At 43.4% G+C, this 26,909-nt stretch carries 29 protein-coding genes; 11 read left to right on the top strand and 18 right to left on the bottom strand.

Annotation, left to right across the window (positions count from 1 at the left end; translation table 11 throughout):
• Positions 1 to 42 precede the first annotated feature (42 nt).
• A complete protein-coding gene (locus B0182_RS12305) occupies positions 43 to 1,161 on the top strand; it encodes an IS256 family transposase (RefSeq protein ID WP_078275203.1) in 1,119 nt (372 codons plus the stop codon).
• Positions 1,162 to 1,177: 16 nt separating this feature from the next.
• A complete protein-coding gene (locus B0182_RS12310) occupies positions 1,178 to 2,089 on the top strand; it encodes a DUF5655 domain-containing protein (protein WP_078275224.1) in 912 nt (303 codons plus the stop codon).
• Here B0182_RS12310 and B0182_RS12315 read toward each other — a convergent pair.
• The 4 genes from B0182_RS12315 to B0182_RS12335 form a co-directional block, all read right to left on the bottom strand.
• Positions 2,073 to 2,987, bottom strand: a complete 915-nt coding sequence (locus B0182_RS12315; RefSeq protein ID WP_078275204.1) for a histone deacetylase family protein — start codon at positions 2,985 to 2,987, stop codon at positions 2,073 to 2,075. The genes B0182_RS12310 and B0182_RS12315 overlap by 17 nt on opposite strands.
• A gap of 5 nt (positions 2,988 to 2,992) precedes the next feature.
• Complete coding sequence (locus B0182_RS12320) at positions 2,993 to 3,667, bottom strand: type III secretion system chaperone family protein (protein WP_078275205.1); 675 nt, start codon at positions 3,665 to 3,667, stop codon at positions 2,993 to 2,995.
• Between the two features lie 284 nt (positions 3,668 to 3,951).
• The gene (locus tag B0182_RS12330) at positions 3,952 to 4,350 is read right to left on the bottom strand and encodes a hypothetical protein (RefSeq protein WP_078275207.1); all 399 of its coding nucleotides are present in this window, start codon (positions 4,348 to 4,350) and stop codon (positions 3,952 to 3,954) included.
• Between the two features lie 44 nt (positions 4,351 to 4,394).
• Positions 4,395 to 4,634, bottom strand: coding sequence for a hypothetical protein (locus B0182_RS12335; protein ID WP_078275208.1), 240 nt, complete (start codon positions 4,632 to 4,634; stop codon positions 4,395 to 4,397).
• Positions 4,635 to 4,798: 164 nt separating this feature from the next.
• Between B0182_RS12335 and ccmA the strand changes: the two genes are divergently transcribed.
• Together ccmA and B0182_RS12345 are read left to right on the top strand one after the other, a co-directional pair.
• Entirely contained in the window at positions 4,799 to 5,401 is a 603-nt protein-coding gene (gene ccmA, locus B0182_RS12340) for a heme ABC exporter ATP-binding protein CcmA (RefSeq protein WP_078275209.1), read from the top strand.
• On the top strand, positions 5,398 to 6,057 hold the full coding sequence (locus B0182_RS12345) for a heme exporter protein CcmB (RefSeq protein WP_078275210.1): 660 nt from the start codon (positions 5,398 to 5,400) through the stop codon (positions 6,055 to 6,057). The genes ccmA and B0182_RS12345 overlap by 4 nt, the downstream gene beginning before the upstream one ends.
• A 30-nt stretch (positions 6,058 to 6,087) precedes the next feature.
• Here B0182_RS12345 and B0182_RS12350 read toward each other — a convergent pair whose 3' ends face one another.
• Both B0182_RS12350 and tsaD read right to left on the bottom strand, forming a co-directional pair.
• A complete protein-coding gene (locus B0182_RS12350; protein ID WP_078275211.1) occupies positions 6,088 to 9,285 on the bottom strand; it encodes a type ISP restriction/modification enzyme in 3,198 nt (1,065 codons plus the stop codon).
• A 51-nt stretch (positions 9,286 to 9,336) separates the two neighbouring features.
• On the bottom strand, positions 9,337 to 10,386 hold the full coding sequence (gene tsaD, locus B0182_RS12355; RefSeq protein ID WP_078275212.1) for a tRNA (adenosine(37)-N6)-threonylcarbamoyltransferase complex transferase subunit TsaD: 1,050 nt from the start codon (positions 10,384 to 10,386) through the stop codon (positions 9,337 to 9,339).
• A 220-nt stretch (positions 10,387 to 10,606) separates the two neighbouring features.
• Between tsaD and coaE the strand changes: the two genes are divergently transcribed.
• Complete coding sequence (coaE, locus tag B0182_RS12360) at positions 10,607 to 11,254, top strand: dephospho-CoA kinase (protein WP_078275225.1); 648 nt, start codon at positions 10,607 to 10,609, stop codon at positions 11,252 to 11,254.
• A 312-nt stretch (positions 11,255 to 11,566) separates the two neighbouring features.
• Here coaE and lysM read toward each other — a convergent pair whose 3' ends face one another.
• The 6 genes from lysM to B0182_RS12390 all read right to left on the bottom strand — a co-directional run bounded on the left by lysM (position 11,567) and on the right by B0182_RS12390 (position 15,716).
• Positions 11,567 to 12,058 carry a peptidoglycan-binding protein LysM gene (gene lysM, locus B0182_RS12365; protein WP_078275213.1) on the bottom strand — a complete coding sequence of 164 codons (492 nt, stop codon included), beginning with the start codon at positions 12,056 to 12,058 and terminating at the stop codon, positions 11,567 to 11,569.
• A 406-nt stretch (positions 12,059 to 12,464) separates the two neighbouring features.
• The gene (acpP, locus tag B0182_RS12370; RefSeq protein WP_029103911.1) at positions 12,465 to 12,698 is read right to left on the bottom strand and encodes an acyl carrier protein; all 234 of its coding nucleotides are present in this window, start codon (positions 12,696 to 12,698) and stop codon (positions 12,465 to 12,467) included.
• A gap of 157 nt (positions 12,699 to 12,855) precedes the next feature.
• Positions 12,856 to 13,584 carry a 3-oxoacyl-ACP reductase FabG gene (gene fabG / locus B0182_RS12375; RefSeq protein WP_029103912.1) on the bottom strand — a complete coding sequence of 243 codons (729 nt, stop codon included), beginning with the start codon at positions 13,582 to 13,584 and terminating at the stop codon, positions 12,856 to 12,858.
• Positions 13,574 to 14,521 carry an ACP S-malonyltransferase gene (gene fabD, locus B0182_RS12380; protein ID WP_078275226.1) on the bottom strand — a complete coding sequence of 316 codons (948 nt, stop codon included), beginning with the start codon at positions 14,519 to 14,521 and terminating at the stop codon, positions 13,574 to 13,576. Before fabD ends, fabG begins: the two co-directional genes overlap by 11 nt.
• A 286-nt stretch (positions 14,522 to 14,807) precedes the next feature.
• Positions 14,808 to 14,990 carry a 50S ribosomal protein L32 gene (gene rpmF, locus B0182_RS12385; RefSeq protein ID WP_029103914.1) on the bottom strand — a complete coding sequence of 61 codons (183 nt, stop codon included), beginning with the start codon at positions 14,988 to 14,990 and terminating at the stop codon, positions 14,808 to 14,810.
• A gap of 174 nt (positions 14,991 to 15,164) precedes the next feature.
• Positions 15,165 to 15,716 (bottom strand): YceD family protein, encoded by a 552-nt coding sequence (locus tag B0182_RS12390; RefSeq protein ID WP_078275214.1) that lies wholly within the window; start codon positions 15,714 to 15,716, stop codon positions 15,165 to 15,167.
• Between the two features lie 110 nt (positions 15,717 to 15,826).
• On the opposite strand from B0182_RS12390, the gene B0182_RS12395 reads away from it, so the two are divergent.
• Both B0182_RS12395 and B0182_RS12400 read left to right on the top strand, forming a co-directional pair.
• Positions 15,827 to 16,507 (top strand): elongation factor P hydroxylase, encoded by a 681-nt coding sequence (locus B0182_RS12395; protein ID WP_078275215.1) that lies wholly within the window; start codon positions 15,827 to 15,829, stop codon positions 16,505 to 16,507.
• Between the two features lie 69 nt (positions 16,508 to 16,576).
• Positions 16,577 to 17,125 (top strand): Sua5/YciO/YrdC/YwlC family protein, encoded by a 549-nt coding sequence (locus B0182_RS12400; RefSeq protein ID WP_078275216.1) that lies wholly within the window; start codon positions 16,577 to 16,579, stop codon positions 17,123 to 17,125.
• 94 nt (positions 17,126 to 17,219) lie between these two features.
• Here B0182_RS12400 and minE read toward each other — a convergent pair whose 3' ends face one another.
• From minE to B0182_RS12425, 5 genes are all read right to left on the bottom strand, one after another.
• Positions 17,220 to 17,495, bottom strand: a complete 276-nt coding sequence (minE, locus tag B0182_RS12405; RefSeq protein ID WP_029103917.1) for a cell division topological specificity factor MinE — start codon at positions 17,493 to 17,495, stop codon at positions 17,220 to 17,222.
• Between the two features lies 1 nt (position 17,496).
• The gene (gene minD / locus B0182_RS12410) at positions 17,497 to 18,312 is read right to left on the bottom strand and encodes a septum site-determining protein MinD (protein ID WP_078275217.1); all 816 of its coding nucleotides are present in this window, start codon (positions 18,310 to 18,312) and stop codon (positions 17,497 to 17,499) included.
• 449 nt (positions 18,313 to 18,761) lie between these two features.
• Positions 18,762 to 19,595 (bottom strand): septum site-determining protein MinC, encoded by an 834-nt coding sequence (minC, locus tag B0182_RS12415; protein WP_078275227.1) that lies wholly within the window; start codon positions 19,593 to 19,595, stop codon positions 18,762 to 18,764.
• Positions 19,596 to 19,857: 262 nt separating this feature from the next.
• Complete coding sequence (locus B0182_RS12420; RefSeq protein WP_078275218.1) at positions 19,858 to 20,964, bottom strand: hypothetical protein; 1,107 nt, start codon at positions 20,962 to 20,964, stop codon at positions 19,858 to 19,860.
• 306 nt (positions 20,965 to 21,270) lie between these two features.
• Entirely contained in the window at positions 21,271 to 22,230 is a 960-nt protein-coding gene (locus B0182_RS12425) for an acetyltransferase (RefSeq protein WP_078275228.1), read from the bottom strand.
• Between the two features lie 732 nt (positions 22,231 to 22,962).
• Between B0182_RS12425 and B0182_RS12430 the strand changes: the two genes are divergently transcribed.
• Positions 22,963 to 23,607, top strand: coding sequence for a YiaD family glycine zipper/OmpA-like lipoprotein (locus tag B0182_RS12430; protein WP_078275219.1), 645 nt, complete (start codon positions 22,963 to 22,965; stop codon positions 23,605 to 23,607).
• A gap of 117 nt (positions 23,608 to 23,724) precedes the next feature.
• On the top strand, positions 23,725 to 24,393 hold the full coding sequence (locus B0182_RS12435) for a M48 family metallopeptidase (protein ID WP_078275220.1): 669 nt from the start codon (positions 23,725 to 23,727) through the stop codon (positions 24,391 to 24,393).
• 5 nt (positions 24,394 to 24,398) lie between these two features.
• Here B0182_RS12435 and B0182_RS12440 read toward each other — a convergent pair whose 3' ends face one another.
• Complete coding sequence (locus B0182_RS12440; protein WP_078275221.1) at positions 24,399 to 25,295, bottom strand: hydrogen peroxide-inducible genes activator; 897 nt, start codon at positions 25,293 to 25,295, stop codon at positions 24,399 to 24,401.
• A gap of 203 nt (positions 25,296 to 25,498) precedes the next feature.
• Between B0182_RS12440 and ahpC the strand changes: the two genes are divergently transcribed.
• Positions 25,499 to 26,065 (top strand): alkyl hydroperoxide reductase subunit C, encoded by a 567-nt coding sequence (gene ahpC / locus B0182_RS12445; protein WP_078275222.1) that lies wholly within the window; start codon positions 25,499 to 25,501, stop codon positions 26,063 to 26,065.
• Positions 26,066 to 26,229: 164 nt separating this feature from the next.
• Positions 26,230 to 26,838: a hypothetical protein gene (locus B0182_RS12450; protein WP_078275223.1), complete on the top strand. Its 609-nt coding sequence runs from the start codon at positions 26,230 to 26,232 to the stop codon at positions 26,836 to 26,838.
• Positions 26,839 to 26,909: the final 71 nt, after the last annotated feature.

The following is a 26,909-nucleotide window of genomic DNA, read 5'->3' on the forward strand; positions in this document are numbered from 1 at the left end:
ACTTTTTGAACCACTGCCTTATTTTTTAAACAATGGTAATTTATGACAACTAAAATTTCTGAACATATTATTGCAGAATTACTAAAAGATTGCAAAAATAACCAAGATTTATTGGGCGAAAACGGACTTTTAGCAAATTTACACAGTCAAATTATAGATAGTGCCATTCAAAATGGTATTTGTGCGTCATTAGATAATATTGATGAAAATGAATATTCTGATTATTTATTTGCCAAGTCATTAAAATTAAGTCATAAACAAACCATTGAATTAAAAGATGAAATTCTTTCCTTATATGCCAAAGGGCTAAGCCAATTACAAATTCAATCACATTTTAGAGAATTAAAAAACATTCATCTTACCGCAAATCATATCTCCACTTTGATAAATATGAGTATGTCTGATATGGAATTATGGCGAGATAGAAAATTAGACCCAATTTACCCAATTATTTATATGGATGCAATGCGAATTTTGGTAAAAGATAATGGCATTCAAAAGAAAAAGTCTGTTCATATTGTTTTGGGAATAAATTTAGAAGGGTGTAAAGAAGTATTGGGATTATGGATTGAAAATTATGAAGGAGCAAAAATATGGGCAAACATATTAAGTGAATTAAAAAATAGGGGTGTGCGAGATATTTTTATTGCTTGCTGTGATAATTTATCGGGATTAAGCAAATCCATCAATGCCATTTATCCTGATACACAAGTACAATTATGTATGGCACATCAAAAAAGAGCAAGTTTGGCGTGTGTCAAAAGAAAAGAACAGAGTCAATTAAGTAAGGACTTATTAGCAATCTACACTGCACCAACATTACAAAGTGCAGAAAAAAGATTAAATGAAATGGCAGACAAATGGCAAAATAATTATCCAGCAATGGTAAAATCTTGGTATCATAATTGGGAAAATTTAACGCCATTTTACGAGTACATTCCAGAACTTAGAAAAGTCCTATACACCACCAATGCAATTGAAAGTTTAAATTCTGGATTAAGAACAGTAGCAAAACGAGACAGAACTTTTGGTAGTGATCAAATCGCTTTAAATGCAATGTATTTATATTTAGAAGTTGCTAGAAAAAAGTGGACAATGCCGATTGCTTATTGGCAGTTAATACTCGGTCAATTTAAAATGCTATTTGATGAAAGATTTTAATTATTGGGAGTGTATAATGAATGTGTTTAATCTAAGAAATAATAATTTAACTCCCTTATCTGAAACCCCTTTTCTGCTAGAAAAAGAAATTCAAACCTTATGCGAAACTAATTTATCGCAAATTAGCGAGTTAATTTTTGTTAAATCCGAATTTAGCATTAAAAATAGACGCATTGATACATTAGCATATGACCCAGAAAATCAAAGTTTTGTTATCATTGAATATAAACGAGACAAAAATTATAGCGTGGTAGATCAAGGGGTTTCTTATCTTAATTTAATGCTAGAATATAAAGCCGAATTTATCATTGAATATAATGAAAGTCTCAATGAGAATTTAAAAAGAGAGGATGTGGATTGGTCGCAAAGCAAAATTATTTTTGTTGCTCCAAGTTTTACTGATGACCAAAAACAATCCACCAATTTTAAAGATTTTGCCATTGAATTATGGGAAATAAAACGCTTTAATGATATTGTCATCATAAATCCAATTTCAAAAAGCAAATCCGCACCAAGTATTAAACAAATAAAACCCAAAGAAATTAATAATGATAATGAGCTTGTTAATATTATTAAAGAAGCAAAAACTTACGATGAAGAATATCATTTGGAAAACAAATCTGATGATATTAAAGAATTGTATCAAGAGTTTAAAACTGCCATTTTAAATTTGGCAGATGACGTTGAAATAAAAGCCACCAAAGTTTATATTGGCTTTAAAATAAAATCCAACTTTTGTTCCATTGCCATATTAAAAGATGGCTTAAAACTTTGGATAAATGTCAAAACTGGCACATTAAAAGACGAAAAGGGTTTATCTCGTGATGTGAGCAATATTGGACATCACGGACTTGGCGATTATGAATTAAAAATTCATAATAATCAGCACAAAGAATATATTATGAGTTTAATCAAGCAAGCAATTTAAATATTTCTTGACTAACCCCAAACACCACACTATGCCCCTGTACAATGATATTAATATCAGGGGCATAGCCACCGCCCATCGTTACCACCGTTGGTAGTCGCCTATTAAACAGTGTTTCAATCACATACCGCTCTCTCTCGTACAGCCCATTCGTTGTCAGATTTATCCGCCCAAGCCTATCGTCAGCCAGCACATCCACCCCTGCTTGATAAAACACAAAATCAGGGTTAAAGTCATCCAGCACTTTGGGCAAATGGTATTTTAACAGCGACAAATAGTCATCATCGCCCGTCCCGTCATGCAGGTTAATGTCCAAATTGGATTTGGGTTTGTGATAGGGGTAATTTTTCTCGCCGTGCATACTCATCACAAAGACATCATCATTGTCCGCCATAAGGGACGCATTGCCATTACCTTGATGAACATCTAGGTCAAGGATTAAAATGCGTTTGGCAAGTCCTTCTTTTAAAAGCACATTACTCGCCACACAAATGTCATTTAAAATACAAAAGCCCTCGCCACTGTCCGCAAAGGCGTGGTGCGTTCCACCCGAAGTAGACAGGCTAATGCCGTCCGTCAAGGCATAATTGGCACATTCTATGGTTGCTCCAACCACCAGCCGTTCACGGTCTATCAGGGACTTACTCATTGGCAAGCCAATTTTTCGGCAGTCTTTGGGCGATAAGGTCAGATTATCAAGGGCGTGCCAATAGTCGGCGGTGTGCGTGGTCAAAATCTCGTCCACGCTTGCCATTTTTGGGGTAAAAAACTGCTCGGGCGTGGCAATGCCGTCCGCAATCAGTTTTTTGGGCAAAAGTTCATATTTTGCCATGGGGAAACGGTGCCCATCTGGCAAGGGCAGGGCAAACTCGGGGCAATGAGCGATTTTAAAGGGCATAAAGATTATTGGGCGGTGTGGGTGGGCAGAAAAAACGTCCGCTTTTCATCGTCCACAACCGCCTTTATCTCATCGCCCACGTCCACATAATCCCCTGCAAACTGGCTTGGCTCATCGTCCGCCAGCACGAGCGTCATAATACCCCGAGCCACTTCGGTAAGTCCTGCCAGAGCTTGTAGATAACAGCCGAGCGATTTGTCGGTTAATGGGTTAAATTCCACGTCAAAGGCAATCTTGGCACGCACTTCGCCGTCTGTGGGGTCAAACTCAATCCCACCAAAACTTACGTTCATGTTCATCTTGGCAATCTCCATAAGCATGGCGGTATAATGACTCACAGGCACGCTGTCGTCTAATATGCCAAATGCCGAGACAAGCTGATTGTCCTCGTTGATACGAAACACGCACGTCCAGTCGTTCTCACGGTCGGTAAAGCCCATGATAAGATGATGTGTGTGTCCGCCGTCATCAGGTGAGCGGTGGTCGTATTTCCAGTCTTGTTTGTCAAGCCATGCCATGATGTCACGGGTTATGGGGTGCGATGTGGGCTTGGCGGTGGGAGCGGTTAGGATTTGTTTGGATTTGGCGGTTTTTAGGGTGTCTTTTGCCTTGTCCACTACTTTATCCGCTGTCGTGTCGGAATTGGGTTTTTTAAATAGACTTTTGATTTTTTTAAACATAAGATTGCCTTGGTTGTATTTTAAGAAGTTGTATGCCTAACGAGCTTGATATTTACCGCGGATTTGTAGGGGTGTGCTGAGCACACCCTTTGATGACATTACCGTACAAGGCATGCTCAGCACGCCCCTACATCCACACATCATTGCGTCTGTAATAATTTTAAAATTTCTTGGGCGTATTTCAAGAATTAGCATAACAAAAAATAAGGGAATTAAAAAGCATTATTTGGGGTTTTTGGAGATTTTTCAATTTGACAAATTTTAACAAGGCATATTTTAAATCATCATTTACTTACTGTTAAATACTGTGGTGCAGGCAACCAAAATGACTTATCATAACGGTAATGGTCGGCACAATCCACGATGATGATACTGTCCTGCTTTTCATGCCAAATAAAGTGTAGCGCCATATCAGACGTGTGATAAAGCCTCGTTAGGCTTAGGCGGTAGGACGGTATGCTAATGTGATAATGCCACAAATGATTGGTATAGGTATAATTGGGGTCGGTTGGCGATAGATTTTTCCAAGACGGACTGATTTTACCTTTATAATGACAAAAAATGGCATGGTTAAATCCATGTTGCTCAACCAAATAAATAAAATCCACAATCGCATTTTGTAAATTGGGCGGAAAATTAGGATATTCTTTTACAAATTCATCGCCAAGTAGAATATCGGTCATAAAAAAGCCCTGTTTGTCATCAGGGCGTATTATATCAGGATTGTTTAGGCATGGTTAATTTGTTTGGCACGGTTTAATAAAAACGCATGAATTTGTGATTTTTCCAGCCCTTTTGGCAAAGCAACCCTATCAGCATGAATGGCTTTATCCATACGCTGTCGGTCTAAGGCAATAGGCGAGTAATCGTCCGTCATATGTTTATCATAATAATATGCCACGATAGACGTGCGTACATATCGATGATGTACGGCATGGGTATTGTCAATGATAGGGGTAAATAACATGAAAAACTCATAAATACTATGCAGTAATGCATATTTTAAACATTTTTAACTGATAACACAGGTTATCATTTTTAATCCCACAAAACAATCATCATTTTTGCCGTCATCATTCAAATTTCCCCCAAAATTTGCTATGATAACACTTTATAATCAAGAACAGCCCCATGACCCATTCAGCAATCCTACAACTACACCAAGTCGCCATTGGACGGGGCGATTTTATCTTGTGCGATGATGTCAATCTTACCCTACACGCAGGCGATGTGTGTCATCTGGTCGGCGAAAACGGACTGGGCAAGACCACCCTACTTAACCAAATCGCAGGACTACTCCCCACCACACACGGCACGATAGAAAAATCCCCACTGGTGTACGTCTCCCATCAGCTGGGTATCAGTCCTGCCTTGACGGTCGCCCAAAATTTACGGTTTTTGTTTTCGCTGTATGATGTACAAGCGGATAATGACACCATTGATACCGCCCTAGACATGGTTGGACTGTATGGCTTGGGCGATACGTCCAGCGTTCAGCTATCAGCAGGACAAAAAAGACGAATCGGACTGGCACGGCTGTTTATCATGATCCCCACCCATGCCCCCTTATGGCTACTTGATGAGCCTTTGACTGCCTTAGATGTGGCAATGGTCGCCAAATTAGAAAAACGCATGGGCGAGTTTGCAAACATGGGCGGAGCGGTGCTTGCCACAAGCCACCAAGCCATGCAAGGGGCAAACCGTGTGCTAGACTTAGCGGAGTTTGCCCTATGAAAGCCCTACTACAACGAGAATGGCAAATCAAACGTCAAGGGGTGGTGCAATGGCTCTACCCCTTGGTGCTGTTTTTACTTATCATCACGCTGTTTCCCTTGGCTATCGGGGCAGAGCCTGCCACGCTGTTACGCTTAGCAAGTTCGGCGGTGTGGATAGCGGTGCTGTTGTCGCTCGTCATGGGCATAGAAGAGCTGTTTCGCCCCGATTTTGACAATGGCACGCTTGCCGAGCTTGTCGTCTCAAACGCCCCACTTGCCACATGGGTAGCCGTGCGGTTGGCGGTGCATTGGCTGTTTAGTGCAGGCTTTGTGGCGGTGTTGTCATTTCTAGCGATACCCCTGTTTGGCTTGCCCATGGGCGACACACTCATGCTTGCCGTCTCTATCGTGGTCGGCTCACCCATGCTTCTCATGCTGTCCGCCATCGCAAGCTCGCTCACATTGACCCTAAAAAACGGGGCGGTACTTGTGCCACTCATCGCTCTGCCCATGCAACTGCCTGTGCTGATTTTTGCCACAGGGGCGGTAGATTTGCACGCCACAGGGCTAAATGGCTTGCCCATTATTGCCATGCTCGGGGCAGGCAGTATTTTGGCGGTGATGATAACGCCTTTTGTGATTGCAGGGATTTTAAAAATGGCGTGGGCGGATTGATTCACGCCAACTGCCCACGCTCTACGCCACTCATGACAAAGTCAAAGCCTCATCAATCACTGGCATGATTTGGGCAGTCTTAGATAACGCCACAATTATCCGCCCATAATGGCGAATGTCGTGGCGAGTTAATGCCCTGTCTTTTCTGTCTTTTAGCCATTTTTGTGCAGGCTGATAACCGCCAATATAAAATTCCCACGCCAATTTTGGCACTTTATCAAAATATTGACTGTCATTAATATAAACTTTGCCCGTTATTTCATTATCGGGGAAAAATTTAATTTTACCCACCACATTATCGCCCACCACAGGATATTCGGTAATTGGCGTGTCCAATACTTTGGCGGTCATTAAATGTAAGGCTCTTAGTTCACTGCCCAGTGTCGCCAATTTAAAAAACTCATCGCTATTTTTGGGATAAGGAATGCGTGGAAAATCAATTTTCAAAAACTCTTGATAAGTTTCACGATAAGTTGGCGAATGCAATACCGCATAAAGATAATCCAATACTTGTAAGGCGGTAAATTGTTTATCATCGCCATTTTCTAATACAAACTGCAATTTTAAAGCGTTTTCCAATTTCTTTAAAATTTCTGGGTTAAAATTGGCAGATTTTTCTAATTGACTTTCGTTATTTTTGTTAAGGGTTGGGAAATATAGGTAAAGGGGAGCAACATAATCTCCACCTTGCATTCCTGCTCTTGACCAACTTCTAAAATCAATAATATTTTTTGTTACCGTCGCAGATACAGAATTTTCTTCTGCATTACCCAGTTTAAAAACCAATCCAATATTATTACCAATTAAAAAATGTTGCATAACTTCATTTCTACTTCTTTCAATCATTAAATCGTGATAATAAATTGAACGAATATCAAATGGGCGATAAACATAATTTTCAATAAATTTTTCATTAAAATTACCAATTTTTTGCTTTACTTCGTCAATTTTCCAAGTTTTATTCTCTTTTAAATCATACATTCTTTGAATTTTTTCTTTATCCAATTCAAAAAAATCTTTGATTCTTTTTTCTAAAATTGACTTTTCGAAATCAATAACAAAGCCATCTCTTGAAGTTACTATACCAACATTATTTAGCAAAAACAAATCATTAACTGCAAAACCTTTTTCATAATCTTTTTGCAAACCAAAATCCTTTTTAACCATAAAGTAATTAGGAGCGTGATTTTCCAATAAATTAAAATCAATATCCGCCAAATTGTTTTGCGTTAAAAAATCATATTTGACTTCTCGTTTGCCATATAAATCATAATGATACACTTGGGCAAGTTCGTCTTTTTTCTTTTTACCTGTTTTGATAAAAATATTGATAGAAACGCCCTGCATAATATCAAACACATTTTCATCTATACTGCCATCTGGTGCAGTTTCTTTCTTTTTGGCATTGCCGTGCAAATCAATAGTATAGATTTTATCAAAGGCTTGTAGCAGACTATAACGCACTCCCCTAAAAGTCGGATTATCCAAAAATCCGTGCGGATTGATAAATGCCAATACGCCACTGTTATTTTTTCCAATAAAATATTGCCCATAACGGATAAATTTGACATAATCATCATTTATCCATTTTGGGTTTTTCTCTTTTAGTTTCTCTTTACTATTAGGTTCTTTTTTATAATCGTCCATTAAATTCATAATCCATTCGCCTTTATTGGCACTTTCGCCACTATAAGGCGGATTGCCCATCACCACCATCACAGGCGTATCTCGTTTGATAAAGTTGGCTTCGGTTGCTTCATTGGATAGCCAACTGGTAAATAGCGTACCTGTATCAGCATGGGACTCTTCTAGGCTATTGGTCAGATAAATTCTAAAACGCTGACCTGTTTTATTTGGCACATAACCCGTTTCGGTTAATAACAAATCCAATTGCAAATGTGCCATCGCATAACTTGCCATTAAAATTTCAAATCCATTTAAACGGGGAATCAAATCATTTTCCACATAAGACGACCATACGCCCTGCTGTCCGGCAAATTGCGTATTGTGAATATGCCGAACCACCGCCGATAAAAATGTGCCTGTACCTGTGGCAGGATCTAAGATTTGGACTTTGTGAATATCCTTTTTCTCACGATAAATACCATCTTTGTAACGAGCGTCTTTGGTTTGACTTTTGACTTCAATGGTGGTTTTACTGTCGTCCGCCAAACCGTCCATTAAACCAAATTCATTTTTTAACACATCGTCCACCGCCCGCACAATAAAATCCACCACAGGAGCAGGGGTGTACCATACACCCCGAGCCTTACGCAGTCCTGAATCATATTCACTTAAAAAAGTTTCATAAAAATGAATGATTGGTTCGTTGGTTTTGGTACTTTTGCCATAATCTTTTAAAATCTCTTTGATATTGCAATGCAAAAATACTTCCGCCAAACTGTCCACAATCCATTTAATACGGTCATCAATATTCACCCCAGAAATATAACTAAACAAATTACGCAAAAATGGATTGGATTTTGGGATAAGTTCCATCGCTTCTTGACGAGAAAAAGTATTTAAACTATTATCATGCAAACGAGACGCAAATAACCCATAAGTAATGGTTTGGGCATAAACATCGGCAAAGCCTTTATTGCTAATGTCGTGAATGAGAATTTGTTTAAAGCCTTGCATTTGGTCGTGCAAACTGCTGTTATCGTGATTCTCATCATCACTATTTAAGGCTTCCTCAATCACATTTGCCAAAAGACGGGCTTTGCTCGCCATCATTTCAGCAAGTTTTTTGGGACTTTTAATGGTTTGGGCGGTCGTTTTAACAAAATCTTTAATCAGATTTTCAAACAAACTGAAATTATTTTCTAGGGCAATGATTTTGTTGTTTTCAACTTTACCAATCTCAATGGATTGTTTTAATTCACCATTATGATAAAAATGAAAAGTTAAATAATCGGTAAAAATTAAATTGGGCAATGACGATTTATAACGGTCAAATTGGGCTTTATTGCCTGTTTTCTTTTCACCCAATAAATCTTTATCGCCAATATCTTTGGCTTCAATAAATCCTACCGCAATGCCGTTTTTCTCAATAATATAATCGGGTGCTCCACAGGCTTGGCGTTTTGGTTCGTTCATGACCACATAATCAGCCGGCAATATGCCTGCCAATAGGTTTTGCAAGTCGCCACGAAAAGTATGTTCGGTAGATAACCCTGTGGCAAATTTGGCATTAAGAGCGTGAATATAAGCTAAAAACATAGAAATTCCCTGATGAATGTTAAGTGTGTGATTTATATCTCATCAAATAATGGACAACTAGTGGTCGGTCAGTGGGGCAATTAACGTCTCCATACTCCACCGTGGCACGCACGCCACCGACAAATCATCCGTCTGCCCCATGCTAAGACGGCAATACCCTGCATAGGCTATCATCGCCCCGTTATCAGTGCATAGGTGCAAGGGAGCATAATGCACGCTCGCCCCCATTTTGGCAAGGGCGGTCTCCAAATGCGTGCGTAGGCTCGCATTGGCGGACACACCCCCTGCGATGACAAGCTGTGTTAGCCCTGCTTGTTTTAGGGCTTTGGTGCATTTTTTGACGAGTGTATCCACCACCGCATACTGAAAACTTGCCGAAATGTCCGCCCGCACCACAGGGTCGTCATTACTTCCTTTAGTGTCCTTGATGAGATTATGCACGGCTGTTTTCATGCCACTAAAACTAAAATCCAGCCCCTTACCCATCATCGGACGTGGCAAATCATAGGTATGGGGGTTACCCCCTTTGGCAAGTCTCTCCACGTTTGGCCCCCCAGGGTAAGGAAGCCCTAGCATTTTGGCGGTTTTATCAAAACACTCGCCCACCGCATCATCAATGCTCTCGCCCAAGATCTCATACCGCCCCACGCCGTCTGCTCGCACCAACATGGTATGACCACCCGAGACGAGCAGACAGACAAAAGGAAAATTAACCCCCTTATCATTTTCTATCATCGGAGCCAGCAGGTGTCCTTCCATGTGATGAACGCCAATGGCGGGCACGCCAAGCCCATAGGCAAGCGTCCGCCCAAATAAAGCTCCTGTCATGAGCGCCCCAATCAGCCCCGGCCCTTTGGTGTAGGCGACCGCATCAATGTCGGATTTGGCGATATTTGCCTTATCCAGCAGCTCATTAAATAATGGTACAAGTTTACGAATGTGGTCTCTACTGGCAAGCTCAGGCACAACCCCGCCATAAGTGGCGTGTAGCTCAATCTGGCTATATAACACTTGGGCAAGCACCCCACCTTGACCGCCGTTTAATTCACTGTCATAAATGGCAAGCCCTGTCTCATCACAGGACGTTTCTAAACCTAATACTTTCATGATTTCTTTTCCAAAAATTTGGGGTATTATAGCATTTTTATTTATCGTGAAAGAATTTAAAATTTGCCACCTTGATAAGGGCGAATGTGATTCACCCCTACACGCCCGTATTGCAAAAAACATTTTAATTAAGTAATGTTAATCATTTTAATGTTTAAATTCATTGAAAAATTTATCAAGCTATGTTAATTTTACATTTTTAACTAAATCCCACACCAAAATGCCAAACACCCCCAAATCCCCCTTTATCATCGGCTTAACAGGCGGTATCGGTAGCGGAAAAACTGCCGTGAGCGACCATTTTGCCACGCTTGGCATAGATGTGATAGACGCTGATGTCATCAGCCACGCCATCACCGCCAAAGGCTCACCTGTGTTAGACGAGCTTGCTCACGCCTTTGGGGCGGATATTCTCACGGACGGCGTGCTTAACCGAACTTACCTGCGTGAGCTTGTCTTTGCTGACCCTGCCAAACTTGCCACGCTAAACGCCATCACCCACCCTGCCATACGCACCCAAATCAAGCATGAGCTTGACCACGCCAGTAGCCCCTACGCCATATTATCCGCTCCGCTTTTGTTAGAGAGTATCAAGGGCGATGATAAGGGCTTGACCGCCCTTTGTGATAGGATTTTGGTTGTGGACGTGCCGACAGAGTTGCAAGTTCAGCGAGCTGTCAAGCGAGACGGACAGGGCGATAAGGACATTTTGGTAATCATTGATAAGCAAATAAGCCGAGATATACGCCTATCCTATGCCGATGACGTGATAGATAATTCAGGCAGTTTGGATAATTTATACCGCCAAATCAATGCGTTACATCAAAAATATCTGGCTATGGCAAACGATTTAGCAAAAGACAAATGATTTAAAAAAGCACCTTGTAAGCAAATGCTTACACGCATTGATGACATTGGCGTATTTTCTTAGGGGCTAGATTTTGGCATAATACACCCATCAGCAAGTAGATGGCAAATGGACAAGCCAACATGGATGACTGCTGATATCATGGAAGCCCTTATGGATAACGCAAGTAGCAAAACCCCTATAAAACCACAAACTCCCCCAAGTTTGTGGTTTTGTTTTATGGTTTCATGCCATTATTAACTTTTAAAATTATCAGCACACCAAAAATAAAAAAGACAAACATTGAAGTTTGTCTTTTTTATGGGTCAGTTATTACGCAGGGATACGCAACACTTGTCCCACATAGATTTTGTTAGGGTCAGATAACAGTGGCTGATTCGCTTCAAAGATTTTATTGTACTCATTGGCGTTGCCGTACATTTCTTTGGCGATTTTAGATAGGGTATCGCCTGATTTGACGGTATAAAAACGAGACTCAGGCTCAGGGGTTGCTACGGTTAATTGGTCGTCCACTTGGGCAACGTGCTGAACGTTACCTGCGGCAAGTACCGCTTTTTCACGGTCGGCTTGTGAAGCGGCGGTACCTGACAGCACCACCGTGTCAGTGTCGCCATTGTAGCTGACTTTTAAGCCGTCAATCTTGGCATTCGCTTGCACACGAGACAGTAGCAAGTTGGCAATCTCTTGGGCATTTGGCTCAGCAGGAGCTGATGGTGTCGCCGCAGGGGCTGGGGCTGACTCTTCTTTTTTGTTACGGTTAAATACTTTATCGCCGATGTCTTTGGCAAAACTAAAAATACCCATGATGGCTCCTTATTTGAATTTGATAGAAAGTGTGTTGACGTTTAGATGATTTATCCAGCAACCATCCTTAAAACTCCTTAATATCTTAGTATAAAATGATAAAAATTTGCACTGCATTTATGCGTAAAATTGTTATACTTATGTAGGGCTTGCCTGCTCTTTATAACACATTTTAACATTTAGAAATTTCATAGAAATAAAATGGTGTTTTTGCATGAAAAATGGCTAAATCTTGTGGCTCGAAGGCAAAAACTCGTTTGATAGAATGACTATCAAACTTCACTTTTTCCTTGAAAAACGTGCGATTTTTCTCATTTTTCATTGCAAATACAAAAGGCAGGCACGCCCTAATAAAAAAACCACTTTTTAAAACTAAAAAGTGGCGTGTGTTTGACTTCTACCTAATTTACACTTTGGCAGACACGTAGTCAATGGCTTTTTGAACAGTGGTTAGCTCAGCTGAATCTTCGTCAGGAATGGTAATACCAAACTCATTTTCAAACGCCATCACAAGCTCCACTAAGTCAAGAGAGTCTGCACCTAGATCGTCCATGAAAGACGCTGCATTGTTAATCTCGTCAGCATTTAGGCTAAGTTGCTCGGCAACGGCTGCTTTTACTTTGGCTTCGATATCGCTCATAAGAGTATCCTTTTTAACATGGGAATTTAGGAAAATCAGCACCAATCATTTGATGACTGAAAACTTGTGTATGATAAAACATTTTTGTCATTTATGCAAGTGCTATTAGTACGCTCGTTCACAAATTTACATAAAATCGTGACATACACGTGACAAATCACATGTACATGCCACCATTGACCGCCAACACTTCGCCTGTGATGTAGCTTGCCCCATCACTTGCCAAAAACGACACCGCTGCGGCAATCTCCTCAGGCTGAGCCATACGCCCAAGCGGTACAGCATCTAGCATAGAGTTTACCAAACGCTCGTCTAGCTCTTCGGTCATGTCCGTCTCGACAAAACCAGGGGCGACACAGTTTACCGTAACCCCACGAGAGCCAATCTCACGAGCCAACGCACGGGTAAAGCCTTCCACGCCTGCCTTGGATGCGGCATAGTTGGTCTGACCTGCGTTACCCATCTGCCCGACCACGGATGTGACGTTGATGATACGTCCAGAGCGGGCTTTCATCATGCCACGCACCGCACGGCGACTCATGCGATAGATGGCGGTTAAGTTGGTATCAAGCACGCTCGCCCAGTCTTCATCTTTCATACGCATGAGCAGACCATCTTTGGTAATGCCTGCGTTATTGACCAGTACATTGACCGAGCCGTACACGCTGTCAATCTCTTCAAAGAGTTTATCAATCGCCGCATCATCACAGACATCAAGCACACGCCCGATACCCCCCGACTCGGACAGATACTCTTCTATCGCTTCCGCCCCACGCTCGCTGGTGGCGGTACCAATGACAAAATGCCCTTCACTGGCAAACTGCTCGGCAATGGCACGCCCGATACCACGGCTCGCCCCTGTGACTAGGATAATCTTACGACTCATGTAATTGCTCCAATTTTTCTAAACGTGCTAATTTGTCCGTTGGCAAAGCGACAATCGGTGTCTCTTGACGTTTGGCAAGATTAGATAGGACATTGCCCGGCCCGCACTCAATCACAACATCGATTTGTTTATCGGCAAGTTTTTGCATGGTTTGTGACCACAGCACTGGCATAGAGAGCTGTTCGGTGAGAGCGGTCTTGATGTCGCTGACATGCTTATGCACTTGGGCATGACGGTTTTGGATGACAGGGATTTGGGCGGTGGCAAATTCGGTCGCATCCAAAAGTTTTGCCAATGCGTCGCTGGCAGGGTTCATGAGCTCACAGTGTGACGGCACAGAGACTTTGAGTGGCACCGCCTTTTTGCCCAGTGACTCTACCGCTGACAGCACATGGCTCACACCCACTTGTGTGCCTGCAATCACCACTTGTCCGGGGCTATTAAAGTTGGCAGGACCCACAATGCCTGCGTTTTCGGTAGCATCTTCGCACAGACTGGCAACCTGCTCATCATCTAACCCCAGCACCGCCGCCATCTGCGTGTCTATCCCTGCCACCGCCCCTGTCATGAGCTTACCACGTTCATGCACGAGCTTGACCGCATCTGTCAGGCTAAGCACGCCACTTACCACCAGTGCCGAGTACTCACCGAGCGAATGCCCTGCCAAGCACAACGGTGTTATCCCCTGTGCCGAGAGTTTGTCTTTGACAATCTGCCAAATCGCCACGCTCGCTGTGAGCAGAGCAGGCTGAGTAAATTCGGTCTTATTAAGACGGCTCTCATCATGGGTTATCTCCCACAAATCCACGCCCAACGCACCACTTGCTTCGTCAAACGTAGTCTTTACCACACTAAAATGCTCGGCAAGCTCATCCATCATGCCAATGGTCTGCGACCCTTGACCAGGAAAAATCACTGCCACACGTTTTGTTGTCATGTTACACCATTTTTTATCAAACATTCATCACGCTGATGAACGTATCATTTTACCATAAAAAATAAACATTTGTTTACAAATTATCGATTAAATTTACAAACAAATTTTTTACAATTTAATGTCTAATAACCATTTTTATAAAACAGCTCTTGTTTAAAGCAAACTGCACCATAAAAGCAGGCAAATCCTACTGATAGCCATCAATAATTTAAAATAAAAAAGCCAAGCTCATGCGATCATGGAACTTGGCTTAGGCTTGGTTTTTACAAGGTAGAAACCAAACAAATTAGCTTTCGGCGGCTACTTTAAATAGCTGACGACCACGGTAAAAACCGTCTTTGGTCGCATGATGGCGAATGTGTTTTTCGCCAGTGGTAGAATCAATGCTTAGAGTGGCAACGCTGATACGGTCGTGAGAACGACGCATATCACGGCGTGAACGGCTTTTGCGGTTTTGTTGAACTGCCATGATAGCTCCTAAATAAAGTACGGCAAATGACTGCCAAATTTAATGAAAGTGGGTATCTGTGGCGGTAGCATCATTTTTCGCCTAATCAAATGGGTGCAGATACATTAAACGCCCTATTATACCAAAAATTTGACATTTTAAAAGCCCATTTTTGCAAAATTTACAAAATATTGCTTAGCCCGACAGTTTACCCTTTAACTGCCCCAACACAGCAAAGGGGTTTTCGGCAGGTTTGTCCGCCACATCGCCCACGCTGTCCGTGTGCATGTCGCAGTCGTCATGGCGTGGCGAGAGCGGAATGGCAAGCAGTAGCTCATCTTCTAGCATGTCCGCCACAGGGAGTATTTTTTTGCCATTGGGACAAATCTCATCTAGCAGGACATAATCTGCCGTCTCATCTAGGGCTTCTAGGTAGCCAATCTTGTTTTCGCTCTCTAAGATTGCCATGCGGTAATTGCCCGAGACATCCACAGGCATGGAGTCAAGACAGCGTTGGCACGCCACGGACAGCACCGCTTTGACATCATAGGTTAGCCACAGGATTTTGTCTTGTCGGGCGAGCGTCAAGGCAACGCTTAGCACATCATCACTAGCGATAACCTGCCCTGCTAGACGTGGCAAGGCAGTCACAGGAACATCGCCCTGCCATGTAAAGCCGATGTCTGCCCATTTGTCAAAGGCGATGTTTTGGGGCAGTGTGGCTGATTGGTGCGTGGGTGCGGTCATCTTGTCATCATCATAAAAATTTGGCTTATTATTTCATAAAACCTGCCAAAATTCACGCAAAATTTGTGGGGCGTGGTATAATTTTTGTTTTTAGATTTAGATAACGCCCCATGAGTACCACTGATTTTAGCAGGCTGGGTCTGCACGCTCAAACACCACTTTGGCAAGCCTTTTACGATGACAAAGCCATACAGGCGTGCGTGGCGGACGTGTGCCGTTTTGATGAGACGTATCGCACGCTAAAACGGACGTGGCAAACTCTAAGCGATGATGAACATGAACAGACCGACTGGCTCATCGCTCTATTTAATCATCTCTATCAGTACAGTGCCATGCCGACCCTGCTCGTGCGTGGCGAGAGCGAGCCTGAGTACTTTGCCAGCAAAGATGGCATGCCTGCTCGCATTGAGTTCGCTCACGGGTTTTTCCAAAGTGCGTTGCATGAGATAAGCCATTGGTGCGTGGCAGGGGCGACACGCAGGGGACTTGATGATTTTGGCTACTGGTATTGTCCTGACGGGCGAGATGAGATGACCCAACGGCAGTTTGAGAAAGTAGAAATCAAACCCCAAGCCATTGAATGTCTGCTGTCATTGGCGTTGGGGCGGTATTTTTATGTCTCAGCGGACAACCTAAATGCCGACTTTAACACATCAAACAGCACCTTTGCCATAGACGTGTACACCCAAGCTCATGCCTATTTGCAAAATCCACACGCACCATCTCACCCCTTATCCAAAGACGCCAAACGCCTGATTTGGGTGTTTTTAGACATAAATATGGCAAGGTAGGGGTTGATTTGTAAATATCATTTACCCCACAAATCCATCTAACACATTATCAGTTTATAAGGACAATCCATGAAAACACTCTATATCCATCCCGACAACCCCCAGCCCCGCCTGATAGATGAAACGGCAACTGCCTTATCATCAGGCAAAGTCATCATCACACCGACCGAGTGTGGCTATCGTTTCGCCTTTGGGATGAATGCCAAAGGCGCCTTTGAACGTTTGGTGCGTCTGGGACTAGATGAGTCCGATTTGCTACTGGTGTGCCAAAACATCAGTCAGCTGTCGGACGTGGCGGTCGTGGCAAATGATGCTTTTCGTACCCTAAAAAGCGATTTTATACCCCATCACGCCTTTGTCTTGGAGCCGACCAAAGTGATCAATAAAAAAATCATCAGCAAAAAATCGCTTCGCTTTACCACGTCCGCCACGCCCGTGATGACGGCACTGTTAGAGCAAATTGGCGAGCCGTTTTTCATCGCTCCACTCGTCTATCAAGGCGAGCCTGTCAGCGAACATTATGACATCACGGACAAATTAGACTCACAAGCAGACATTTTTGTGGATGTGGGCGTGATTGATGATATTGAGATAAGCGTGGTTGATTTGATGGATTAGGATTTATTTTTAAAATCCAAACCTTAAAACTCAATAATGCCAATTTTAAAAAAACAAAAAGGTGCAAATCGCACCTTTTTATCTGCCCTGCCTGTTATTTACGGTCGGGCAAATTGATGTTCATTTCAAGCACATCAAGGCTTTCTTCATGACGCTGTTTGATATTAACATCGTCAATCTGTACGCCACTGATGAATTTATTAACCACCGCCAAAATCTCACGCTTCATCTCATCCACACGCTCGGGGGTTAGGCGAGTGTTTAGGCGGTCGTGGCTTGCGACGATGACTTTTAGGCGGTCTTTGGCGATAGACGCACTGGTTGGCTCATCGCCCCCACCAAATAACGTACTCCAAAATCCTTTTTTCATATCAGCCCCCGAACAACTTAGCAAACAAACCTTTCTTTTTGACATCAATGTGACGCAAAGGACGGTTTTCACCCAAGAATCGTGCCACGATGTCATCATAGCATTGACCTGCTGCCGAGTCTTTAAAATAAATGACAGGCTGACCGTGGTTTGACGCTTCTAGCACGGCATTCGACTCTGGAATGACACCGATGAGTGGCACTTTTAGAATGTCATTGGCAATGTCATCAATGCCCATCATCTCGCCGTGGGCGGCACGCTCTGGGTTGTAGCGAGTAATAATGAGATGTTCTTTGACGCTACCACCTTCTTCGACACGTTTGGTGCGAGACTGCAAGATACCGATGATACGGTCAGAATCTCGCACGCTGGACACTTCTGGGTTGGTGACAATCAAAGCTTCATCGGCGTGATACATGGCAAGCTGTGCCCCACGCTCAATCCCTGCCGGACTGTCGCAGATGATGTAGTCAAAGCCCAGCTCATCAGACAGCTCTTTCATGACCACCGCCACGCCTTCATCGGTTAAGGCGTCTTTGTCACGGGTCTGTGACGCAGGCAGAATGTACAGATTTTCTTGCTGTTTGTCTTTGACCAGTGCTTGTGAGAGCTTGGCATTACCACTGATGACATCCACAAAGTCATAGACAATGCGGTTCTCACAGCCCATGATAAGGTCAAGGTTACGCAAACCCACATCAAAGTCAATGATGACCGTCTTATAACCACGCTCTGCCAGACCTGCCCCAAAAGACGCACTGGTGGTGGTCTTACCCACACCGCCTTTACCTGATGTTACTACGATGATTTTTGCCACAGGGCAACTCCTTATAATTTGGTATTGCTACATTTAGTAATTTAGCAATTTAAAATATTTTACACTCAACTGTCTTTTTTATCATTGCTGTTATTTTCACCCTATTCATCAATGATTTGCTACCAGTCAAGATTTAGAAAAAATTTATCTATTTTACCATAATTTTAGAACATGTTGAACTTTTGTATTTGCAATGAAAAATGAGAAAAATCGCACGTTTTTCAAGGAAAAAGTGAAGTTTGATAGTCATTCTATCAAACGAGCTTTTATTATGAAAAACATCCGACCACTTAATCTGATAAATCTTGAGATTTTAACTTAATTTTAAAAATTAAGTGGTCGGATAGCCATTTTTCATGCAAAAACATCATTTTATTTTTTAAACTTTCCAAAATGTAAATCGTGTTATAAAGGTTTAACATGCCCTGAACAATGATAAACCAAACCCATCATGCCATGAGCGTAAAGATAAGCCCTTTGTCTTCATCATAGCTGACTTGCACCGCCTTGTCTATCATCTCAGGCGGAATGGCGTCGCTTAGGCAGTAGGTGCCTGCTACCGAGACCAGCGTGGGGTTGAACTTTTGGCAAAAAATACGGGCGTGTTTGTCGCCTGTCGCCCCTGCCACCAGTCGCCCCTGCCCATGCCCATAGATGTGCAAACTGTTGTCAGTAATGGCTTCTGCCCCTTTATTGACCCCACCAATAACAATCAAATCACCGCCCAAATGTTGCAGGCTCTGACCTGAGCGAAGCATTTGGCTGTGTACGCTACTGGTGACGCCCTGCTCTTGTTTGGAGGTGTTATCGGCAGTGTCCAGCCCTAGAGGGGCGGTTTGAGTTTGGGTGGCGGTCGCTTTTTTTTGGACTACGGGCTGATTGGCGGACTCGCCTGCTTGTCCTGATGGCTTAGCTTCTGATGACTGAGTTTCTTGTGATTGGGCATTATTTACATTGTCCGCCTTTATGGGGGTGGGACGTGAATCGGTCGGCTTGATACGCTCCATGCGTTTGCCATCGGCAGGAAAAGTCGCCAGTCGCAGGGCGTTTGCCTGCTCGCTTAGCACGCCATCAACCACGCCTATCGGCTGTACGCCCATCTGCCACAACATCTCAACCAATGCCGACAAATCAAGCTTACACTCACTGTCTAGCACCACAGGCACGGACGTGTTGTCTTTTAATAGAACACTTAGTTCATCTTGAATGGCGGTCAGGTCGTCAGTGTGCAGTTTTAGACGGCTAAAACTGAGCATTTTGCCAAATAAAGTAATCGGTTTCATAACATCATCACCTAAAATTTTGCCAATTTTACCACTTTTTTGGTGTTTTGGGGCAAAATCATCGCCTTTGGGTGGCGATTTTGGTATTTTTGGTGATGAGTGGCGTGGGTTTATTTGGCAAAATGATGAATTCTTTGCCTCATTCTCACTTTGTATCAATGATTGATTTATCAAGGGCGAATGTAATTCATCCCTACAATCCGAAAAATAATCATTGAAAAATCAATAAGTTGCAACTTTAAATTGAGATTAAAGCACCCTCTTATAAATGCAACTGCTCTTTGTGCTTCCACTGCTGGACTTTGACTTGCTTTTCAAAGGCATTTAGAGCGTCATCAATCACCCCACTCACGAGCTTTTGTAGTTGTGGGTGTGTGGTATCAATGCTTGCCACCCCTTTGGCGACATTGACCATCAGGGCGTCTAGGGTTTTTTCATTAAACAAATGCTCATTGACCGCCATGGTAACATTCTCGCCAATATGACGGCCCACACTCGTAATCTGCGACTCTATCATGCCCCCTGCGATGGGAATGAGTTTAAGATAACGTCTTAGCTCAGGCGTGTCAAGCAGTGCCTGCTCAACGGACGTGCCGATGTCATGCGAGAGCTGTTGCCCTGTCTGTGCCAAAAACGCCTGCTGTAACTTCGGGGCAAGCTCACGGCGAAGCAAATCAAGCACCACGCTCTCAAACTCAGCACGGTTACGGTCAATGGTCGTCTGAATCAGCGTGCCATGCGTCTTGGACTGTGCCATCTGCTCACGAAAGTTATCAATGGCGGTCAAAATTACCCTGTCCGAGAGTTCTTCTAAGATAACATGATAATAAAACTGGGCGGATGTTATCCACTTTTTGGGAATGACCATCACGCCTGTGTCATGCAAGCGTTTGATAATAATCCCTGCTCGCAGTAGCCTTAACGCACGAAGCATGGGAAAACACGCCAATACTTCATACCAATGCACAAAAGGAAAAAAGAACCAACGATAATAAGTGCGACGTTTGATGGCAAGTAGCCATCGCACCAACAGCTCACTCACCCAAAACAGCGTAAACATTCCCCCAATGGCGGATAAGCTCACATGATAAGTCGCTTGACAAGCACTAAGCATGCCACTAAATCCGCCCCATTCGGCAAGCTTGGTCACAAGTCCGCTCATCAAAATATTATCGGCAAATATCAAACACAGGTCAATGACCAGCAGGATAAGCATGCCGACATCGTAGATGATTTTGGTGCGACTTTGCTTAGCGGTCGGCTCTCGCTCGTCTTTGTCCGTGCCAAAGAGTGGAATGACATCATCTGGCACATCAGATGGTTGGGGGATTTCTAGGTCGGACAACTCGGGGGTGTGTTTGCTACTCATGGTGTTTTGCTATGATTAAACTTGTAAACATTGGGGTATTGTAAAACTTTTTGGGCGGTTTTAAAAGGTTTGGTTTTTTTATTAGGGCGTGCCTGCCTTTTGTATTTGCAATGAAAAATGAGAAAAATCGCACGTTTTTCAAGGGAAAAACAAGGGCTGTGAGTTTTCTATCAGACAAGTTTTTGACGAAGAAAAACAAGATTTAGCTATTTTTCATACAAAAACATTATTTTATTTTTATAAAATTTCTAAATGTTAAATTGTGTTATAAAGGACAGGCACGCCCTATTTAGTCCCACCTTTTATTTAGACCTGCTCAAACTCACGCATCATCTGCCCAATTCGCTCATCTTTGGCAGTCCACACCTTATCCAAAAAGTCAAACAACTCCGCCTTGACCGTCTCATCGCTGTCGTATTTGCCATCTTTTAAATCAGCAAATAACCGCTCATCCATGTCCAGATGACGAATGTCCACGCCCAAACAGGTCATCTTACCTGCCCACAGCTCGCCATAGTCAGGCACGCCCTCAGGATAGACCACCGTCATGTCCAGCATGCCGTCTATCTTATCGCCCAAACTGGCGATGGCTAAGGCAAAGCCCCCTGCTTTGGGCTTTAATAGGTGCTGATAAGGCGAGTTTTGGCGGGCGTGCTTGTCCTTACTAAACCGTGTGCCTTCTAGGTAGTTGAGCAGAACAAATGGCTTATCAGCGAGCAGTCCACAGGCACGTCTGGCTTCTTCCAAATCCCGAGTGGCAAGGGCAGGATTTTTGGCGATTTGTGCCTTAGAGTGGCGTTTCATCATCGGAAAATCCAAAAAATAAAACGCCTGCCCCACGATAGGAATATAGAGCAGTTCATGCTTGGCAAAAAATCGAGTAATCGGCAACCGTGACTCGCTCACATACTGCACCACGCTTGTATCCACCCATGACTGATGGTTGCACACAAGCAGATACCGCCCGTCTTTTTTTAGGTCGTCAGGCACCGATATCCGCCAGTCACGCTTTGGCATGAGCGTATCTAGCAGGCGGTTGTTGGTGTTAATCCAGTGATTGGCGATAGATAGTACCGCCTTATCGCCCTGGTTTGAGCCGAACAATGTCTTGGCAAGCCCCGCCCCATATAACGGCACGCTGATTGCCACGCTGTTAGCAACCATCGTCCCAAGCCCCGTACCTAGGCGGAGTTTTTGGGCAAGTTTGGGGTGTTTGTCATGGATTTTTTGAAAAAAGGAGGTGGTATTAGGGTTATTTTTGTGCATACGAAAACCGCCCATCAGATAAATGTAACAATTTGTGTCAAAATCTACTCGTCATCAACCCATCAGGATAAGTACCATACCGCACCCCGATGTCGCTTGATGATGAGTGTATTATTATGCACTATTTTAGCAAATTTTTATCAAAATAATCAAAAAACATTAAAAAAATAATTAAAAACCATCAAAGTTTTCAAAGGCTTTTTTAAAAAATGACTTTAAAAAATGGCTCTGGTTCAAAAAGTATGCTACAAAGAAAACCGTTCGTGGTGAGCTTGTCGAACCATAACGGTTTTCCTACCCGCAGGCAGGCTCAGGGCGAACGGAAAATCTAGTTCAGCATATTTTTTGGACTACTATCTAAAAAATAAATAAGTCGATTTTACCATCGTTATTATTTAAAATAGACAAAAATCATGGTAAAAACCGCCCATTTTGACAAATTTTGATACAATTTTACCAAAATTTTATGCATTTTCCTGTAAGAATTGCCCCTATTTTAGGGCGATTGTACAAAATACCAGTCCATTTTTACAATTAAAATAACCGATTAACTACATACTTATAACAAATAAGAGAGTTTTTTACGGCATAATAGTCTCATCAAATGGTTTGGGCTTGGTTTAAATATGTTTAAATATCTGTTTAGATTTTAATATCTAAACACCCATATCAAAGTTAAGCCCAAACCGCATTTGAGGACTTTCATTTCACCATCTCTGATAGGAGTATCCCATGAAAAAAATTCTTACCATCACCGCCGTTTCTGCAAGCATGATTTTGGCAGGTTGTGCCAGCACTGGTACCACGGGTGTAAATGACGCCACCAAAAAAGCAGGTCTTGGTGCATTGGGTGGTGCTGTCCTAGGTGCTGCCATCTCTAAGGCGACAGGTGGCGAACACACAGGTCGTGATGCTGCCATCGGTGCTGCCATCGGTGCAGGTGTTGGTGCTTACATGAGCAAGCAAGAAGCCAAATTAAGACAGCAAACCGCAGGTACAGGCATTGAAGTACAAAGAGACCCTGTCACCAACAACATTAACTTGTCTATCCCAGAGGCGATTACCTTTAATGTTGGCAGATATGACATCAAGCCTAGCTCGTACAACACCCTAAACCAAGTGGCGAGCACCCTAAACCAATACAACCAAACCACGGTTATGGTAAACGGCTATGCGTCTATCGAAGGTAACGCCAACGCCAACCAAGTACTATCACAAAACCGTGCCGCTGCTGTTGCTAACTACCTAGCAGGTCAAGGCGTGAGTGCTAGCCGCATCAGTGCTGTTGGACGTGGTGCAACCACTCAGTTTGGTAGCAGTTATGAGCCAAACCGCCGTGTTGAGCTAACCATCCTAGCCCCACAAAGCATGAACTAATCTTATCCCCTTGGGTAAACCAAAACAGGTCATGTATGTGACCTGTTTTTTGTTTTTAATTTTTCTTTTTAAAAGCCATCATGCTAAAATATTTTTAAACTCAATACATCACCACCCATGCCCCACACCGATTTATTCGCCCATTTTGACAAACATGACATCACGCTCATCATCCACAAAAAAGCCGTCAAAAACGTCAATTTTCGCCTAACATTCATAAGCGCTCGCCCCTGCTTTGCTGTCAGCGTGCCACGTCATCTGTCTGATGGTGACATCCACCGCCTTATCATGTCCAAGTCCGCATGGGCAATGGCTCACGCCCACAAACGCAAACATACCCACGCCGACCACAGCTCAAGCCATGCCCATCCCAAGCTGTGGGGCGAGCCTTTTGATGTGGCAGATTATCTAACACAGCACCCCATCAGGCTATCAAAACAGCAACGCCAAGACCCCAACGCCTGCCGACTTGCCATCTATGAGCATGAGCTCAAAGCTCGCCTGCCTGCTCTGGCAGACACATGGCAACCTGTGGTCGGTCACTTTGCCGATGAGATTCGCACCAAGAAAATGCACACTCGCTGGGGCAGTTGCAACACCCATGAAGCTCGCATTTGGCTATCCACTTATCTGCCTGCCTATCCCTACCCCTGCACCGAATATGTCTTTGTGCATGAACTGTGCCATCTTATCCATCCCAACCACAGCCCTGCTTTTTGGCATGAAGTCAAAAAAGCCATGCCTGACTATCAGACATGGCATAATTTGCTAAAAGGTAAGCCCTAATTGGCTTAGCCTTTGGCTTCATGGGCGGTTAAGGCTTCATTAAAAATCTCGCTTAGGATTTTGACGTCATTGACCCGTGCATAGTTTAGGCGAGTAACGAATGCGAGTCGTCTGTGTGGTCCTGTCTCATTTAGGGGTAAGGCAGTTACGTCATCGCCGATTTGCTCTAACGCCATCTTAGGTACTAGGGTTGTCCCCATGCCCGCTTTTGCCATCTGAATGAGTGTATTAAGACTGGCGTCCGAAAAGCCTGATTTTAGCTCGTTTTTATTCATGGTACAAACCGACAGCACTTGGTCGGTCAAACAATGCCCTTCACCCAGTAGCAACACGTCATTTTCAAACAGCTCCGTGCTTGAAATGCTTGTTTCGTCATGATTGCCATCTTTGGGGAAAATGGCATAAAAATTCTCCGCCCAAAACTCAAAGGCATGCAGACCATCAACCGCATAAGGCAGTGCCACGATGGCGGTGTCAATATACCCATAACGCACCTGCTCTAACAGGCGTTCGGTCTGCTTTTCGGTCACCGCCATCTCAAACTGGGGGTACTTGTCTTTGATTGTTGGCAACACTTTGGGGAGCAGATACGGAGCGATGGTCGGGATAATGCCTATCGTCATCGGATAGGCAAGGGGCAACTGATGGCTGTGGGCTCGGGTCGTTAAGTCGCTAATCTCGCTAAACACCCGCTGGGCTCGCTCCAACAGCTCTTCGCCGATGGGCGTGATGAGCACCTGCTTGTTATTACGCTCAAAAATCTGCGTATCTAGCTGTTTTTCAAGCTCGGCAATGCCTAGACTTAGGGCAGACTGAGAAATGTTGCACTCTTCAGCGGCACGCTTAAAATGCTTGTGCTTGGCAACGGCAAGGGCGAACTCTAACTGACGCAAGGTAATCATCACGCATTCCTTATTTTAAAAAATCATATCTGCTATTTTACACCTAAGTTTGATAAAACAAAACCTTTTATTTAAAACTTTTAACTGCATAAACCGTTAATTTTTGTTATCATATAATACCTTCAAGGGTTTTCTCTTTATGACAAAGCTACTTTTATTACTCTTTGTCGCATCATTTTGAACAACAAACCATAGGTGACAATATGACTACTATCATCAACCAACAAATTCCAGAATTTACCACCGAAGCTTTTGTAAATGGTGAGTTCAAAACCATCTCATCAGAAGACACCAAAGGTCAATGGTCTATCTTCATGTTCTACCCACATGACTTTACGTTCGTTTGCCCAACTGAGCTTGAAGACATGGCTGACCACTACGAAGAGCTAAAAGCTCTTGGCGTAGAAGTGTATGCCGTCTCTACCGACAGCCATTTTGTTCACAAAGCATGGCACGATTCATCTCCTGCCATCGGTAAAGTAAAATACCCAATGCTAGGCGACGGTACTGGCAAAATCACTCGTGGCTTTAACATCATGATTGAAGACGAGCATGCTGCATTGCGTGGTACTTTCTTAGTAGACCCAGACGGTCTTATCAAAGTTGCCGAAATCCACGACCTAGGCATCGGTCGCTCTGCCAAAGACATGATTCGTAAAGTCAAAGCTGCCCAATACGTGCGTGAAAATGACGGTGAAGTATGCCCAGCCGCTTGGGAAGCAGGTCAAGAGACCTTGAAACCAAGCCTAGACCTCGTTGGTAAAATCTAATCTAATAATTTAGTTACTCTGAGATTTTAGATAACCCAAACCGCTTAGCCATCAGGTTAGGCGGTTTTTATTTATGGCAAAAACATCGGTCAAGTTGGTGAATGTGTGTTAAAATTGTTGTTCTCCATTTTTAGACATTTTGTTAACAACATTGAGACAATTATATGAAGCTCTATTGCACCCTATTGGCAGTTGCCGTTTCTGCCACCCTACTGACCGCTTGTAACAAGACCGAAGCCCCAGCCGAACAGCCTGCCAACACCGCAGAGACCACCCAAACTACCCCTGCTAAGACCGCCAGTGTTAATTTGGATAACTCGCCAAGCATTGCCATGATGAACAAAATTTTGCAAGCGTCCACGCTCATGCATTTGGCACAGACCAATCCTGACATCACCGAAGAGCAAGGGGCTTGTCTGATGTCCAAAGACGGCGAAGCGACCTATCATGAGACCAGCAAGCAGACGCTCGTGGACGCTGTTGGCGTTGAAGGCATCCAAGAAGCAGATAAATTCTATGAAAGCGAAGTCGGTCAAAAGGTGCTAAAATACACCGAACAACAAGAAAAACTGGCTCGTGGCGAGAGCATTGATGACAAGCCTATCGTCATGACCGAAGAAGACCAAGCCAAGATGGTAGAGATGAGTCAGAGCGAAGCCAACCAAAAGCTAGAAGCTGCCATGCAAGAGAGCATTACCCCCGAGAAGATGAAAGCACTCATCGAAGACTTTGCCACCAAAGAAAAAGCTCGTTGTAACATCAGCCAATTTTGATAAATCACAAAAATCGCTCAATATGTTGGGCGACTTTTTATCATCAAAAAATGGCAGTGGTTCAAAAAGTA

The sequence above is a fragment of the Moraxella bovis genome (genome assembly GCF_002014975.1).
GTDB classification, from domain to species: domain Bacteria; phylum Pseudomonadota; class Gammaproteobacteria; order Pseudomonadales; family Moraxellaceae; genus Moraxella; species Moraxella bovis.